The sequence below is a fragment of the Chryseobacterium binzhouense genome (assembly GCF_007474545.1).
GTDB lineage: Bacteria > Bacteroidota > Bacteroidia > Flavobacteriales > Weeksellaceae > Chryseobacterium > Chryseobacterium binzhouense.
In genome coordinates, this window is the sequence record NZ_VKOG01000002.1 from 409,232 (window position 1) to 426,122 (window position 16,891).

The following is a 16,891-nucleotide window of genomic DNA, read 5'->3' on the forward strand; positions in this document are numbered from 1 at the left end:
TTTATTTGTTTATGATAGAATTAATGGTAATAACAGATTGATTAACCTGTTGAATCGATTCGAGATACTTTAATTGAATATTGGTAGAAGTCTGAAGCGCAAAAAGATATTCAACGTAGGAAATTTCTCCTGTTTTATATCCCAATTGTCCGGCTTTAGCTATTTTCTCAGCATTGGGTATAGCCTGATTAATATAATAATTATATTGCTCTACATCCTGCTGATATTGATTCAAAGCGTTTTCCAGTTGCGCTTCCAGCTGTTTTTGCTGTAATTTTGCATTAGATTCCGCTACTTGCTTTTGGAACTCCCAAGATTGCATTCTCGCTTTTGTAGCACCGAAAGTCAGGGGAATCGTAACGCCAATAGTTGCTGCGTGAAATCTATTTCCCGCATTAAAATTCCGATCCATACCATTGATCGTCTGGGTACCGATTAAAGACTGATTGGTGTAACCTATACTGAAATCAGGTAGGCCCAGAGACCTTTCAACGTTTTTATTTTTTTCTGCTATGGTCATCTCCTGATAGTAAGACCTTACTGTTGGATGATTCGCTATTGACGCGCTGTCAAATACATAATTAGCTTTCAGGGGCTCATAATTTGTGTTATAAGGAACCGAGATGTCTCCCGAAGTATTCAATAAGGTTTTTAAGTTTTTGTATGCATTATTCAAATAAACTTCATTTTGCTTCAACAACAAATTGATCTCCCCTTTCTGAGTTTCTGCAGTATTGATCTCTATCTTTTTAATATCTCCTGATTTAAATCTGACCGTAGCAATTCTTATAAAATCCTGATATAAACTATCCAGATTTTTTAATTTTGACTGGTTAAATTGCAGATATTCGATCTGATAGTAATAGGTCCTAACCTGTCTTGCAAGTTCGTTGACCGAAATCTCCTTATTGATCTGCTTTCCTTTGATCTGTTCAGCGATAAGTTCTCTTCTTGCTTTAAACAATGTTGGAAACGGAATACTTTGAGATATAGAAAAAGATTGATCGAATTTTTTACTGTTGTATTGGCCTAACTGAGCATCTAAACTCATTTTTGGAAGTTCTTTAGCAGTAGGTTTCAGTGCCTCTGTTACTTTAATATCCAAATCTTTCGACCGCATTAAATTATTGTTGGTCAATGCGATGCTCGTAGCTTCCTCAACTGTAACAGGGGTACCTTGTTGTGCGTTAAAGGTCTGTCCAATGAATAAAAAACCTAAAACTAAAACCGCTGTCAGTGGCTTATTACCTGAAGGCTTTTTGATTTTTAGTTTAGTACTGAAGATAATGTATAACATCGGTAAAACAAAAAGAGTCAAGAAAGTTGCTGTAACCAGTCCCCCGATTACAACGGTCGCCAAAGGTTTCTGAACTTCTGCCCCGGCTCCGGTTGAAATTGCCATAGGTAAAAATCCTAATGATGCGACTGTGGCTGTCATTAAAACAGGTCTCAGACGAGTTTTAGTTCCTTCCATCACACGTTTTAAAATATTGGTTTCACCTTCCTTCTCTAACTCGTTAAATGTTCCGATCAACACAATACCATTAAGTACCGCTACACCAAATAATGCAATAAACCCAATTCCCGCGCTGATACTAAAAGGCATACCGCGAAGCATTAACGCGAATATACCGCCGATAGCACTCATTGGAATTGCCGTAAAGATCAAGGCAGCCTGCTTTAGCGAACCAAAAGTAAAATATAACAGCATAAAGATCAAAAATAATGATACAGGTACAGCAATGGTCAGTCGTTTACTGGCAGCTTTAAGATTCTCAAATTGTCCGCCATATGTATAATAATATCCTGATGGTAATTTTTCTTTATTAAGCTTCTGCTGGATTTCTTCTACTACACTTTCTACATCTCGGCCTTTTACGTTAAAACCAATGACGATTCTCCTTTTACCTGCCTCACGACTAATCTGTGCGGGGCCAAGTTTATAATTGATATTGGACACCTGTGAAAGCGGGATCTGTATTCCTGTCTTCGTAGACACCATCAGATTGTTGACATCATCAATACTGGTTCTATGTAAACTATCCAAACGAACCACCAGATCAAACCTTCTTTCATTCTCAAATACCTGACCTGCAGCCTGACCTGCAAAAGCAGTACTTACAGCAGTATTTACGTCTTCAATATTCAGCCCGTAATTAGCCATTCTTGTGCGGTCATATTCAACATTAATTTGCGGAAGACCACTAACACGTTCGATCTGTGGAGCACTCGCACCATTAACAGACTGAATAATTTTTGCTGTTTTATCCGCATATATCGCTAAAGAATCTAAATTTTCACCGAAAATTTTAACCGCTACATCTTGTCTGATTCCTGTCATCAACTCATTGAAACGCATCTGGATCGGTTGATTTTTTTCGAAAAATACCCCGGGAATAGCTTCAAGCTTTTCAGAGATCTCATCTGCTAATTCATCATATGATTTTTTTGTTTTCCATTCACTTTGCGGTTTTAAGATCACCATCATATCAGTAGCTTCAGGAGGCATTGGATCAGTAGGCACTTCAGCAGCACCGGTCTTCCCTACAACCATTTTAACTTCGTCAAACTGCTTGATCAGCCTGGAGGCCTGCATAGAGGTTTCAATACTCTGACTTAATGAACTTCCCTGTGGAAGAATACAGTGAAAAGCAAAATCACCTTCTTGGAGTTGAGGGATAAACTCGCCCCCCATTCTTCCAAATATAAATAATGAAACTGCAAATAATGCAACAGTAACACTTACTAACCAATATTTTACTTTTAAAGCTTTCTCTAGTAGAGGTTGATAGATTTTTTGGAGTCGGTTCATCATTTTATCTGAGAAATTTTCTTTATGCGAGATTTTCTTCGATAAAAAAAGTGCACTCATCATTGGAATATAGGTCAATGATAATATCAATGCACCAAAGATTGCAAAACCTACAGTTTTAGCCATCGGAGTAAACATCTTACCCTCAACACCTACTAACGTTAAAATAGGAATGTAGACAATCAAAATAATAATCTCCCCAAATGCTGCGCTGCTTCTGATTTTAGAAGCTGAAAGAAATACCTCTTCATCCATCTCAGACTGGGTAAGAAGACGTGTTGTTTTCCGCAATCCTAAGTGATGAAGAGTCGCTTCAACAATAATAACAGCTCCGTCGACAATTAATCCAAAATCAATCGCCCCTAAACTCATTAAGTTGGCACTTACTCCGAAAACGTTCATCATTCCCAAAGCAAAGAGTAAGGACAACGGAATGGCAGATGCCACAATAAGACCGGCTCGTAAATTACCGAGAAATACTACCAGCACAAAAATCACTATCAACGCTCCTTCGATAAGATTTTTCTCGACAGTATCAATAGCTCTGCCAACTAGATTAGTTCTGTCTAAATAAGGCTCAATAATCACATCAGTAGGTAAAGATTTTTGAATAGTTGGTATTTTTTCTTTGATTAATTGCACTACCTCATTACTATTAGCACCTTTAAGCATCATCACCACTCCACCTACAGCATCCACCTCACCATTAAATGTCATGGCACCATATCGAACCGCACTTCCCAAACGAACCTCAGCAACATCTTTAATGAATATAGGCACACTCCCTGTTTCATTTTTAACTACAACATTCCCAACATCTTCAAGAGAGGTCACAAGTCCAATTCCACGGATAAAATAAGCATTAGGCTTTTTGTCAATGTAGGCTCCGCCTGTGTTCTGATTATTTTTTTCAAGAGCTGCAAAAATATCAGAAATACTAACTCCCATCGCTCGTAGACGATCAGGGTTAACAGCGACCTCATATTGTTTTAGCTGTCCTCCGAAGCTGTTAATCTCTGCAACTCCGGGAGTACCATTAAGCTGTCTTCGAACGATCCAGTCCTGCATTGTACGAAGTTCTTTGGAATCGTATTTTTTCTCACTTCCTTTCTTTGGATGAAGGATGTATTGATATACTTCCCCAAGTCCTGTACTTACCGGAGCCAACTCTGGTGTGCCAATTCCTTTTGGAATTTCTTCAGCAGCCTGCTTCAGCTTTTCACTGATCAATTGGCGGGCAAAATAAACGTCAACCTCTTCTTTAAATACAACAGTGATTACAGACAAACCGAATCGTGAAATACTTCTGGTCTCCTCAATATCAGGAACATTAGCAATACTCTGTTCTATAGGGAATGTCACCAACTGTTCAACTTCCTGACCGGCCAAAGTAGGACATACCGTGATTATTTGAACCTGATTGTTGGTGATGTCGGGTGTGGCATCGATCGGAAGTTTGGTTGCGCTCCAAACTCCCCAAATAATCAACAACAAGGTCATTATACCAATGACAATCTTGTTCTTGATGCTAAATCTTATGATTTTATCTAACATGAGAATATAATTTTTATTGAATGTCACAACTACCTTTTGGAACAACTATTTGTTCTAAAAATCGAGCGACAAAAATGAGTAAGAATACAACGCAATGCTATTGCAATGTTTCCATAACTGTTTTGACGAAAGACAATTCTTCCGTCTGATTAACAAAAATTATATTTTAGGAGGTTGCCATATCTGATCGTACACCAAATATGCAAAGTCATTCTTTATGAAAAGAATTTTTTTAGAATAGTACTCTTTTATCTGTTTACGATATTCTAAAACAGGATTTATTTTGAGCGAAGTAACGCTGATTCTGCAGCAATTACAATAACAAAAAGGAGAACAAGAATCTGTTTTTGAATGAGCATCGTTTTGCTCAGATTTTATATAGGAATATGATACATTTTCATTTTTTGATTGCGCTTTTGCAACATCCATGCATGGCATTAATGATAATGCCATGAAGTAGACTGTAAAAAGCAATCTTAGAAAATTCATGCGACAAAGTTAATTATTTTACATTTATAAATATATATTAAATTTTATCTATTTTTTTAAAATTTATTACTAACAAGACTTTTAAAAAAAATTATTTATACTACAGTATCTTACAAAGCACAAATCTCTTTTAATAATCCGTACTAAACAATCAATATAAATATATCTTACTAAGCTATATACAAATAAATAACTACCTTCTTCGGACAACATTCTGAAAATTATCTAAGTAAATATTCTCTTTTTGGTTTAATACTTTATCTATAAAATCTACTGTTGTTAAATTGTTATATAAAACTGTATTTTCCCTCGCTCTTTCTCTCACATAATTTCTATTTTCATTCGCTTTAAGCTGTTCCTCTTTTTCTATTCTGTATTGAACTACTAAATTTTCTCTAACTGCTGGAAGCTCTTCCAGCTTTTTATCCAGTTCCGCAATTTTATCTTCAGTCATTTTGGTTTGATATTCAATTTGAGTAACATCTATTCCTTTCTGAGCTAAATTTTCAATTACTTCTTGTACTTGAACTTTATGAAGTTCAATTGTTTTTTGATATGATGGTAATTGGGTTGCCCAATATTCAGCATTTGCATCGCCATTTTTCGAATAGCCTTCAATTCTATTATATGAATGCTCGGCTTGGGTTACCAATTCTTTTACTTTCAAAACATCTTCATATTTTCTCAGAACAAATGCACTATCGGCCAAATGTTTATTTTTTTCACTTTCAATCTTCTTTTTAATGAGTTCGATTTCGATATTGGCTCTGGTTTCGGGATTGGTAATGATGGAGGTTTTTAATTCTTGAGTCCTGATGTCTGAAATATCCAAAACATCGGCTCCTTTTTTCATTGCTTCTAAATATCTTGCCTGTTTGGATTGCAGTTTTTGAAGCATAAACACATCAATACTGTCATTGGTCAGCATAAAATTAACCCGCACATTTTCGTTCTTGTTTCCTTGCCTCCAGGCTCGTCCTTCCACTTGTCGGAGTGACGTAAAATTATATGGCAACGTAAGCATATAAACATCGGTTGTGTTTTCCTGAAGGTTCATTCCTTCCTGAATGGCTTCACTTCCAATAACTACTTTTATTTTTCCTTCATTAAAATCATTTTGAATAGAAATTCTTTGGTTTTTATTGGTCGCCCCGGTAATGATTCCGATTTCTTCGGGTTTGTAACCAATTTCTGTTATGAGATATTCTTTTATTTTTGGAAACTGAGCAACTGCTAATTCAGAATACACAATTTGTCCTGAGTCAGGAAGATCTTTTTTGTTCTGCCTTATCAAATCCATCGTGTCTTTTAACTTCGGAGAATTTTCTATGAATTTTTTTATTGAAGGTTCTTCGCCATCATAAAATGGCGATAAATACGGTGAAATAGCAATCAATCTGGCATTGAGAATATGTGTTAAAATTGCTCCTTTTTCAGTCTCACTGAAATTTTCATTGAGCAGCTCATACTGTTCTCTTGTGAGATCATTCTGTTCAATTTTATATTCTTTGTTAATTTTGTTGGGACGAATTAATTCAGGATTGTCTTCTTCTCCTTTTATATCAATGAATTCCGAAAGTAATTGTTGAAACAGCGAATTATTTTTAAATCTCCGAACGTTGGCTTTAAATTTCACATCACCCTTTGCATCAATTTCCATATCATTATCCGCTTCCATAAAGGTCTCGAAGAAAGTATTGACGTTGAAATATCCCGATTCTTCTAATCTTTTATTTGCTATTAAAGAAAGAATGGAATAATATTCCAAAGGCTTGTTGGTAAAAGGCGTTGCGGAAAGCAAGGTCACATTTCTTCCGTCGTTTTTGTCTTGAATGTACTGAGCTGCCATCCAGGTATTGATTCCCAGTTTGGAAGTCTGTTGGTTTTGACTTCTAAAATCGGACGCAAATCTTCGGTCCTCAATTTTTACTTTTCCTACAATATGATTGGCATTGTGAACTTCGTCGTAAGTCAAATGGTCGAATCCAAAATCTTCCCAGTCATAGATTTTACCACGCTTCATTTTTCCCTCAATCTCCTTTTCTTTCTGAAACTCAATTTGGAGGTCTCTTTCGGTATTGGTAACGCCCTTCATTTCACTTGCAGAGATGTAACTGAATTTTGACGAAAGTTCTTCGGTTATTTCTGATGAAAATCCAATATTGTTAAAACCTTCATAAGTAACGATGGTTATTTCTCCGTCTTTATTATCAAATTTTGAAAGGTCATAATCTTTCCCCAAATTCCCTAAAACATTAACTTTCGCGTTGGGAATCGTTTCAAAAATCGTTTCCACCCATTGTTTCATAATGCTGTCATTCGGAACTACGATGATTGGTCTTTTCGCATTTCCTCTTTCCATTGCTTCGTGCATTGAAAGGATTCCGGACAATGTTTTTCCATAACCCACTTCGTGCGCTAAAAGTCCTACGCCTTTTGTGGTCTGTCTTCCGATTCCCGCCTTCTGAACCTCTGCTAATCTAAATTCCTTTCCTTTGAAATTCTTATGAATCTTTGAAAACAATGGGAATTTAGAATAATCCGGAACGTGGATGTTATTGTAATTGCGGTTAAAATCTTTTACAAAACGAGTTCTAATGTCATCTGATAATTCTTCACGTACAAATTTGTAAAACAAATCATTCGCAGCAGCTTTTCGTCTTTCTCTGACTAACGCATTTCGCTCTTTATCGCTTCCTGTAACCGTTTCATTATCTACAAAGCTTCGCACTTCCCAAGCTGAAGAACCCGCAAAGGCTTCACTTGACAAAGTGCCTACAAAGTCTTTGAATCTTTCCGCAAGATTGTAATCTACAATGACTGATTCGGTACGTTTTGTAATATGATTATATTGGTCTTTTTCTATTTGGCCTAACTCAAATTTGTGCACGAACTCGTGGTTCGGACTGATATAAATTTCATCTAAAGATTTCGCTTTTGGTAGAACATTTTCTAATAATGCTTTTTGTTTTTCGTACTGATTTTCCGTTCCACCAACAGCATTTTTATCTGCAAAATCTTTTTCGAGCTGCTCTAACTTCGCATAAATATTTCCTTCTGCATAATAAAAATCGTGAATCCAAACTCCATCAGAATAATTTGAAAATTTGGAATGTTTTTCGTGATTGTTGAGCGTTCCATCGTAAGATGTATCTCTGAATGCTTCAATTTGTTCTTTCGTAATGTTTGAACTATTTTGCAAGGAAGTATTTACAATTTCATCCTGTTTGGAGAATTGATATTTTAAAATTCCTTTCTTTATGGAAGGCTCCGTTTGGACTTTATATTCATTCTCAGTTCTCGTATTGTGAATAGAAATTATTCTATCACTTTTTTCTATCAATTCTTTTAATTTTTCTTCTGAAAACGATGCTGGTTTTGTGATTAAATCTTCGCGCAGTTTTTCATACTTTCTTATTTCAGTCGTAATGGTGGGAGATTTAAACTTGATGTTATTGAGTTTAGAAAGTACCAATTCAATTTTTTCTTGAGTTTCTGTTAAATTCAACTCATCTATTTTCTCCGCAATAATTTCTTTTTTTACAGGAACTTTTGTAACAGAATTGGACTCAGTATTTTCTAAAAACAAATCTTCAAAAAGATTTCCGATTCTCTCGGTTTCTTTTTTATTTTTAAATTGTTCAATCTTAAAGAGAGCTTCATCCAAATTTCCGTGGATATAATTTTCCAAACGCCCAAAACGATTGGTTTTCTCACGGTTTTCCCCGAGAACTCTTGTGTGATTATTTTCAAAATATTTGGAAATATCCGCAGAAATCTGGTGATTGTTTTTTTTGAGAATGATAATATCCGTTCCGATTTGTGTTCCTGCAAAAGCGCCATTGGGTAAACGGAAACCTTCCAAAACACTAGCATTCTGTAAATTCTTTTGTCGGTTGAGCCAACCTGATGGAAGAACCATCGCCAAAACGCCGTTGGGTTTCAAAGAATCTAATGACCGTTTAACAAAATAATCTTCGTATTTTGAAATTTTAGGTTCTTCGCCTAATCCTTTGTAAAGCCCACGATGTTCGCCATAAGGCGGATTTCCGATGACCAAATCATATCTTTCTGAAAAATCTTTTGAGTCTTTTTTATTACCTCTGTCATCAATAAATTCAGTTTCAAACGAACGAAGGTTGATCTCGACTTCGGGATGTAGAATTTTTGCAATTTTCGCCGTGGTTTCGTTGATTTCAAAGCCTGTAATTTTAGAATTTACAGATAATTCGCGAGTGGCATAGATAAAATTTCCTGTACCAACGCTGGGTTCTAAAACAGAAATTCCTTTTTGAGTTTTGAAATGGTCTTTGATTAAATTGCGGACTGCATCGACAATTTTATCTTGTGTGTAATATTCATCTAAAATCCCTCTGCCTTCTTTTGCGGTTCCGCCACTTTGGAATTGATTGCAGATTTCTTTTAAATCATCCGTGACTTTCAGATTTTCTTTGAGAAGAATTCTGTTGTCATTAGAAACAAAACAAGCTGCAGAAACTACTTCCGCAACTTGTTCATTATTAAGTTTTCGCCCTTTATATTTTGAAATGAGAACATCTAGCTCTACCTTATTTGTTGAATTTTCACTTACCTCGGAAGGTCTTCTATCGGATCTTCTTCTATCGGATATAGCTCTCCCGGATACGATTCCGCCCAAGGAATATTCTCTTCCCTCATTTTTTTCATCATTTTGCGGTTGTGTTCCTCCATTGGATCCTCTTCCTCGGTTTCGGTTTCCCAAATCGCTCCGTTCTGTGCCTGCAAGTCCATTTCCAGCATTGTTGCTGCCCACTGCTTGTCCGCTTTCGTAACTTCCGTTTTGCTCGGATTGGATTTTTGAGCCAAGTTCTCCAGTGTTTTGTTCAGGTGTTCCGTTTCCCACTTGCTGAGGATCGGATGTTGTTCCGGATTCAATTGCATTGCTTTCATTTTCAGAAATTTTTGGTTCAACTAAATTAGTATTTTTATCTTGAAAATTGAGTTTATTCTCTAAATATTCGGTCAGGTCTTGATTCCCATTTTCAGAAATTTCATACAACGGACGAACGTCTTTGATATTTTTGCCATTAAATTCTGTAAGAATTTTTCTGGTTATTGCATTTCCTGTTCTGTCCCCGCTCAGACATAAAAACATTTTGCCATCATAATTCTGGTATCTATTGAGGAACTTTTTGCTATTGGAACCGGAATTTAAGGTAATAATTGTTCTATTATTGACTTGCTTGTTCAATTGAAGAAGCTCCAAGAATGAAAGCATATCCTTACTGTTTGTGAAAACAATAAGTTCCTTTTTATTTCCTTCAACTACAGAAATGTCATCATTTATCTCATTAAAAAAATCTTCATCTTTCACTTTTTTCTGTTTTTTATGAAGTGGTTAAATTCAAAAATTTCTTTGGCTTCACTGTCCCAGTTTTTTCTTGATATTAATTGAAGCGTCACGAATATGTCCGTCTTTTTATTGTAAGAATCAATCCTTTCGAGCCTTCCGTGGTAGTCCTTTTCCGCGTGTTTGTAAATAGAGTACGGTAAAATAGTATCCGTTGGATAAATGTAAAACCGGGTGTACATCCAAGGTGAGTTGATTTCAAATCGTTTGTATTTTTTCTTAAACAAAACCGTATCATTCAGATTTTTTCTGTTTCTGTAATTGGGGATTTTTTCCTGAGAAAACAATGTTCCTCCTTTTTTCTTTTCAACCGAAAGCGGCTTTTGTTTCTTTATGATGTCTGACAGAATAATTTTGCCGGGATTTTCATTTTCAATAGTATAGCACAATGAATCTTTAATGAAATAAATCTGTTGGGTTATTTCGGGAGCATCAACATCCGGAATCCTTTCTATTATGGAATCTCCTGAATAATTAAGGCTTGACAAATGAAAACTTTGGATATTGTTCAGATTTTTGGAAACATCAAAATATACATTGGAGACAACATCGATTCCTCCTTTTTCGGATTTGATTTCTTTGTGGCAGGAAGTGCTTACAAAAAGAAAAAACAAGCTGGGTAGTATTAAAAGTTTTTTCATAGATATAGGGTTTAAAAAAGCGGCAGCCTAATTAATTTGACTTACCGCTGGGAAATAAATGATTGGTTGTAAGTGTTATCTATCGTTTAATACTTTGTTCTTTCACGTTATTTTTTTCGTGCTTGTTGTCTTGTTCCAAACCTTCTAAAGGCTTGTTGGTATTGATTCTGTTCATATCAGAATCATACAGATTCAGATTTTTGTATTGCGGATTCAGCACCGCTTTGCCTTCTATTACTTTATCATCCAATTCAAATTTTACCTTCACGATATTTCCTTTTTCCAAAGATTTTATGGTACTTTCCTTCCATTCCGGCTTATCGAAGATCAGTTTGGATTTTTCTACGATCTGAGCCGTATCAACTCCATAATTTTTGTAAAAATTCTGGAAATTGTAATTTCCTTTTTCGGTTTTGGGTTCGTTAAAATTCAGTTTGGCAAATGCAGGTTCTATTTTTTCTGTTTTCGGATTGTGAAATTGTATTTTTACCGTACGCCCTTCCAAAAGGTTGACTGCTTCTTTAGCAGTAAATGTATTCACCCTGTTAACAGGAAAATTGTGGGAGATAACGTCGCCATTTGCTTTAGTGAGTTTAGCATTATAAAAATTCATAAAGACACTTCCATTTTCTATCTTATTGAATTTTAACGTGAATTCCATTTCATTTCCGGGCATCGTTTTGTCGGAAGTGGTTTTAATTTCGAACTCTTTTTCGGGAGCATTAATTCCGTTTTCTAAATCTTTGTGCAGTTGTTCTCCTTCTCCGAAACCAAGATATTTTAATTGAAATTTCGGATACTGAGATGGTTCATATTCGTTCTGTGTTTCCATAATGTTTGGGGTTTGATTGTTAAATTTTATATCATTCATTGTTAATATTCTGTTTCTTGAAAAAACATTTTCATCCAGATAATTTTTTAGAATTTCACCGCTATCCAATAATTCGTAGGATTCCCCATATAGCTGTTTTTCCAATAGGCCGAAAGCCAATTCGTATTTGTCATTTTTTGACAACGTATGACCATCAATAACATTTGGGATTGTGTCCATTTGTGCCTTTGTAAGAGAATAATCTCCATCTGTTGTTCCGAATTCCATTTTCTCTGAATAAGCTTTTCTTTGGCTCGCTGTGATCTGCAAGTTCTCCAGTATGAATTCGTTTTCTTTCATAAAGATCCTGTATTTGAGAATATCATTTTTTTCCTCTTCGGAAAGTTTCGGATAAAGATTATTTTGCACCGCTTTTGCTTTTAAGTCGTTTTCGACATAGCTTTTGAATTCGTTCAAACTTTTTGGAGCATCATAAAAATCTCTCATACCTGTCCATTCTCGCCGACCGTACGGTAATGTATATTCCTGAGTTTGCAGATCATAGCTGTAATACCTATGACCGCTTGGACTCTTCAGCGAGCCACTCCCATCATCGTAATCGTTCCAGGTCCAGCCGTCCGGAAGGTCAGATGCAGGGGTTAAATTTTCTTCAAAGCCTTCATCTGAAAAAAAGTCTGCATTTTCTTCCAGATCAGTCATTTCAATTTGATGAACCCCTTCTAATGATAACTTTACAGCTTCAACTTCATAATTTCGATAATGATGAGCTTGCTTTTCATCAATTTGCGTATAGGTCAATCCGGAACTTAAATCAGTTTTTTTCTCCAATTCCTGAGCCCAGAGATCAGAGAGAAATTTCTGTTTTATGGACTCATTACTTATAGCAATTTCAGTAGACTCCCTGTTATTTTGCAAAATCAAATGTTTATTGGCTAGTTGCTGCTTTTCAATAAATCTGACTAATTCAGCGGTAGTATTAAATTTATCCTCAATAGGGAAACCCTGATTTGAATTGAAAAATGTTTTCAATGTAAAATTTGAACCTTGAATAAATTCTTTTCCCTTAGATTGATGAATTGCCATAAACTTTTTCTCTCTATCGGTAAACAGCCTCTCTCCGTCCCGAAAAAACTGTTCAGGTGAAGTGTTTTCAATTTCCTTCACAAAATTTTTATAAGCCTTCGTTCTGGGAACTATATTCTTATCAAACCAGGTTAGATTGTCTTCCATTTTTTCCACCTATTAAGCTATCTTCTAAAACCTCTTGACTTTGGTATTTCCTCGTCCTGCTCTTGGCTTTCCTCATCTCTCATTCGATTGGCATCCTGATAGACATCAGGGTCGTTCACATTTAGTTGTAAATCTGATTTTTCCTGCTTTTGAGAGTGATTTTGCTTTTCAGAGATTCCAGCAACTGTATTAAATTCTTTGGATACAATATTCAAATCATTCGTAATTTCTTTTGCCATTTCTGGGAACTGAACAATTTTATCTTGCAGAAAAGATTTAAGTTTTAGAAGTTCTGCTATGTAACGGTTAAGTTCTTCTGTATTTTTTTTATCTGCAATAATTGCGGTCAATTCTCTTGCATTTTTAATGAAATCAAATTCAACTACTTTTTCGGTCTCTTTGTCAAAAATGAAAGCTTTTTTTTCGAAACTCAGTTCATTTTCAGATTTAGAAACATTCTTGACATCAGTATATTGAATATTATTTTTACTGTTTTCGAGGATGTCAGAAATACTTTTATCTCTTTCCAAAAAGATGACCTTCAGTTTAGTATTATTATCAGTCAGCTGAAAAGTCGCCCTGTTTTTGTCGTGGTCTGCAACGATGGTATATCCTTGCAGAAATTTCTGAACATCCTCTATATTTAGCTTTTTAGAGAAAGAATTATCCTCATTAATAATTCCGTATTTTTTCAGTTCATCGGTAGGTAAGGTTATGTTATTCATTGTATGTTGCTATTAAATTGTTTACTTTTATGAGGTCATTTAAAAAATGAGAAGGATTGATGTTTTGTCCGAATTCTTTCACCGAAAAATGCAGATGTGGTCCTGTGGAGTTTCCGGTATTCCCGCTTTTTCCGATGACAAATCCAGCTTTTACTATTTCTCCAGCTCGATAATACATTTCTGAAAGATGTAGATAGGAAGTTTCGAAACGGTTAAAATGTTTTACCTTTATGAAATTCCCTCCGCCTTTAGAATCCCAACCGGTTGCTGCAACAATTCCATCCATTACAGAATAGACATTCTCATAACTGGCTTTAAGGTCGATGCCGTTGTGCGTTTTTTTTGTTCCGAAAATAGGATGAGTTCTTGTCCCATAAGAAGATGTAATGGTGATCTTGTTTTTAAGAGGCATTACAATTTTTGAAAAAGATGCTGCAGGTTCGTCTACAAAATCATACGTTGTAAAAAAGTTTTGTTTTTTTGATGCTTTCTTTGTTTCTTCTACTCTATTTTGTGCTTGCAGCATCAAAGAATCTTTCAGTTTTTCAAACTCATTTTTTCGTATTTCTTTTACACTGCTATACTCTTTAATCAGTGTTTTCAGTGAATCTATTTGACTCGTTAACCACTTCGTCGAACCTTTGGTTTCATTTTTTAAATCTGATTTTGTGGTGATATTTAAAACTTGCTTCCAAGATTTCTTAGCCTTCTTTTGTTTTACCTTATCTTCAATATTAGATTTTTCGGATACCTTTGGATTTTCAGATTTTTTCGGTATTGTTGGTGTAATCGTATTGAATTGGGCAAAGCATAAGCAGCTGTAAAACAGCGCCATCAATGTAAATGTGTATTTTAGTTTTTTCATTTTACGCAGCTTTAATATTTTCATTCACAATGAGTTCCACTTCTTTGTTGATCTTTCTAAAGTTGGTCATCAGCACTTCTTCTTTGCGGTTAACCCCTTTTTTATCTACAAAAGAGTAATAAGATGGCATTTTAACATAGTTTTTTTCTTCTTCTTGAATCGCTTTCATATCCAGGTTAATTTTACCACTAATTGCAGACGTTTTATATTCCTCAGCATCATTTTCTTCTCCCTGTGCGATCATTCCAACCATTTCTCCGGTTTTCAGAGCCGCAATTTTTCCGGCAGGAATCATATTGTCCATCTTTTCATTAATACTGGTGGTCGTCCCTTGCTGTGAAATTGATTGTGAGTATGATTTCTGTTTAATTTTCCCAAATAGTTTTTCCAACCAATCCAATGTATTTTTGTCTCTGGCAGAACCGGAAATAATATTTCCAACAATCGCAGAAATAGTATCTGCAACTTCTTTTTTGTAGAACTGTCTGAGCTGCGGAATTTCTTGTAATCCAAGCATTACAGCAACTTTATTGCTTCTTGCAGTGGCCACGATGTTATCAATTTTATGAATATAAATCGTCGGAAATTCGTCTGCGATAATTCCTCCCGGTAAATTGTGCTTGGAATTGATCAATCTTAAAGTCCTGTTTAACACCGAGGAATAAAGGGCTGAGTTAATATCCTGTGTTCCCGGATCTGATGCTAATATGATAATGGATGGATTTTCACGATCAGTAATCTTCAATTCCACTTCATCTCCCGAAAACACCCAAAAGCTTTCTTTAGTTGCCAATCGGGAAAGGAATATTTTCAAAGTTCCAATTTGTCCTTCCAGCTGATCAAACGCTTTGTTGTCATACGCCGTTTTGAAAGGCGAAAGCAAAGAGAAAATTTCTTCGTTGGTAAAAAGTGTGTCAAAAATTTCTTTATAACTGCGGTTCATAAAGGAAAGAATATGAGGCAGATCAGAATATTTTCCATTTTCAAATGTTGCAAAAAAATAAATACAGGAAGACAGAAAATTGATGGCGGATTGGGTAAAGAAAGCTTCAGAACCACCTCCGGAACTCGAACCTCCCTTCTGTAGAGATGAAACCATTGATTCTGCCATTTCCTGGGCTTCTGCTAAAGTTTGGATGTACTTTTTGTGAAATGGATTGACTCGTTTTGATTTTTCAACCTCTTTCAGATTAATGACGTGGAAATTGTAATCGTAGTCTGCTTCCTTACTTTTTTTCAACAAATAATGGTAGTATGCAATCTGTGCTAGATCAGGAAATTTAAAATCGTAGATGCAGAGACAGAAACCTTTTGCAATCATTTGTCTTATGGCAGGATTGATCACACCAAAAGATTTACCAGAACCTGGTGTTCCAATGACCATCGTTCCTCTAAAAGGATTGATGTTCATCCAACCTTTATTGCTTTTGTTTTTGTAACGGAACAAGTATGGAATATTGATTGTGACATCCGATGTTACCAATTCCTGATTTTGGTCGAAAGATTCTTCTTCAACATTCCATCGGTCTTTTCCCATTTTCTGCTGCATCAGTTTTGAAATACTATCTGCACCCATTTGAAGAATAACTGCCCCTAAAAAAGAAAGAACTGCATAGATTCCCTGATAGAGATTAAATCCGGGAAACACTCTTGGAAGTTTTTCATTTCCTGCCTCATTCTGCCAAACCAGTGAAGAAAAAATCATCAGCAATCCCAAAATCATAGGAGCAATAATCTCTTTACTAATATTAAGGTCTTTCTTTTTCTTGGCTTTTGTTCCGACAGCCACTAATCCAATCAGAATCAATGTTGCAAATTTGGCATTGATAGGAGGGTAGATAAAACTCAACTTTGAAAAATTTTTCAACAAGTTTGATACTACCGGAACATTGGCATTAAGGTAGAAAAGCGAAGCACAATCGAGTGCTACGACTGCGTACACCGCTTTTTGTAGAAAGCCATAGATCTTTATTTGGTGTTGTTGCTCTTGCATTAAGAATAATTTTCGAAATATTGATTCAGTAATTTGTGTTCTTCCAGTAAACTATCGTGTAGCTTCTGTTGCCGTTCCTGCAAATTTTTATGATGTTCCTGTATTTTAACAAGTTTGGCATTCAACAGATTCAATTTATTTATTAATTCATTTCCTCTTTTTTCGACACTCTCGATAATGTATGAGTGACCTGGCTCTTCAGATATTTTATCACACCAATCTTTAAGGTTTAACACCCTTTTATAGGCAATGATAAATTCTTTTCGTTTTTTATAAATAATAATTATAGCAACAGAATGGTAGGTAAATAGTAATATCACCAGTGCAAAACACAGCATAACTGTAAAATTTTCCATAGTCT

The 16,891-nt window shown here is 35.4% G+C and carries 9 protein-coding genes; all 9 read right to left on the minus strand.

Going from position 1 to position 16,891, the window contains the following annotated elements; all coding sequences use genetic code 11:
• Nucleotide 1: 1 nt before the first annotated feature.
• Nucleotides 2-4,366 carry a CusA/CzcA family heavy metal efflux RND transporter gene (locus FNE73_RS07660; protein ID WP_072410604.1) on the minus strand — a complete coding sequence of 1,455 codons (4,365 nt, stop codon included), beginning with the start codon at nt 4,364-4,366 and terminating at the stop codon, nt 2-4.
• A 159-nt stretch (nt 4,367-4,525) separates the two neighbouring features.
• The gene (locus tag FNE73_RS07665; protein WP_072410597.1) at nt 4,526-4,855 is read right to left on the minus strand and encodes a DUF6660 family protein; all 330 of its coding nucleotides are present in this window, start codon (nt 4,853-4,855) and stop codon (nt 4,526-4,528) included.
• A gap of 193 nt (nt 4,856-5,048) precedes the next feature.
• Complete coding sequence (locus FNE73_RS07670; protein WP_228429954.1) at nt 5,049-10,208, minus strand: helicase-related protein; 5,160 nt, start codon at nt 10,206-10,208, stop codon at nt 5,049-5,051.
• A complete protein-coding gene (locus FNE73_RS07675) occupies nt 10,205-10,885 on the minus strand; it encodes a hypothetical protein (protein ID WP_034975921.1) in 681 nt (226 codons plus the stop codon). Before FNE73_RS07675 ends, FNE73_RS07670 begins: the two co-directional genes overlap by 4 nt.
• A 79-nt stretch (nt 10,886-10,964) precedes the next feature.
• A complete protein-coding gene (locus tag FNE73_RS07680) occupies nt 10,965-12,947 on the minus strand; it encodes a hypothetical protein (protein ID WP_051879934.1) in 1,983 nt (660 codons plus the stop codon).
• Between the two features lie 17 nt (nt 12,948-12,964).
• Nucleotides 12,965-13,672 carry a hypothetical protein gene (locus tag FNE73_RS07685; protein WP_034975922.1) on the minus strand — a complete coding sequence of 236 codons (708 nt, stop codon included), beginning with the start codon at nt 13,670-13,672 and terminating at the stop codon, nt 12,965-12,967.
• Nucleotides 13,665-14,537 (minus strand): M23 family metallopeptidase, encoded by an 873-nt coding sequence (locus tag FNE73_RS07690; RefSeq protein WP_143884136.1) that lies wholly within the window; start codon nt 14,535-14,537, stop codon nt 13,665-13,667. The genes FNE73_RS07685 and FNE73_RS07690 overlap by 8 nt, the downstream gene beginning before the upstream one ends.
• 1 nt (nt 14,538) lies before the next feature.
• A complete protein-coding gene (locus FNE73_RS07695) occupies nt 14,539-16,530 on the minus strand; it encodes a type IV secretory system conjugative DNA transfer family protein (RefSeq protein ID WP_034975924.1) in 1,992 nt (663 codons plus the stop codon).
• A complete protein-coding gene (locus tag FNE73_RS07700; RefSeq protein ID WP_028123307.1) occupies nt 16,530-16,886 on the minus strand; it encodes a hypothetical protein in 357 nt (118 codons plus the stop codon). Before FNE73_RS07700 ends, FNE73_RS07695 begins: the two co-directional genes overlap by 1 nt.
• Nucleotides 16,887-16,891 lie beyond the last annotated feature (5 nt).

Excerpts from the sequence above, each read along its gene's own strand:
- FNE73_RS07695 (WP_034975924.1), bottom strand. The coding sequence starts at position 16,530 with ATGCAAGAGCAACAACACCAAATAAAGATCTATGGCTTTCTACAAAAA.
- FNE73_RS07685 (WP_034975922.1), bottom strand. The coding sequence starts at position 13,672 with ATGAATAACATAACCTTACCTACCGATGAACTGAAAAAATACGGAATT.
- FNE73_RS07660 (WP_072410604.1), bottom strand. The coding sequence starts at position 4,366 with ATGTTAGATAAAATCATAAGATTTAGCATCAAGAACAAGATTGTCATT.
- FNE73_RS07665 (WP_072410597.1), bottom strand. The coding sequence starts at position 4,855 with ATGAATTTTCTAAGATTGCTTTTTACAGTCTACTTCATGGCATTATCA.
- FNE73_RS07700 (WP_028123307.1), bottom strand. The coding sequence starts at position 16,886 with ATGGAAAATTTTACAGTTATGCTGTGTTTTGCACTGGTGATATTACTA.
- FNE73_RS07690 (WP_143884136.1), bottom strand. The coding sequence starts at position 14,537 with ATGAAAAAACTAAAATACACATTTACATTGATGGCGCTGTTTTACAGC.
- FNE73_RS07675 (WP_034975921.1), bottom strand. The coding sequence starts at position 10,885 with ATGAAAAAACTTTTAATACTACCCAGCTTGTTTTTTCTTTTTGTAAGC.
- FNE73_RS07680 (WP_051879934.1), bottom strand. The coding sequence starts at position 12,947 with ATGGAAGACAATCTAACCTGGTTTGATAAGAATATAGTTCCCAGAACG.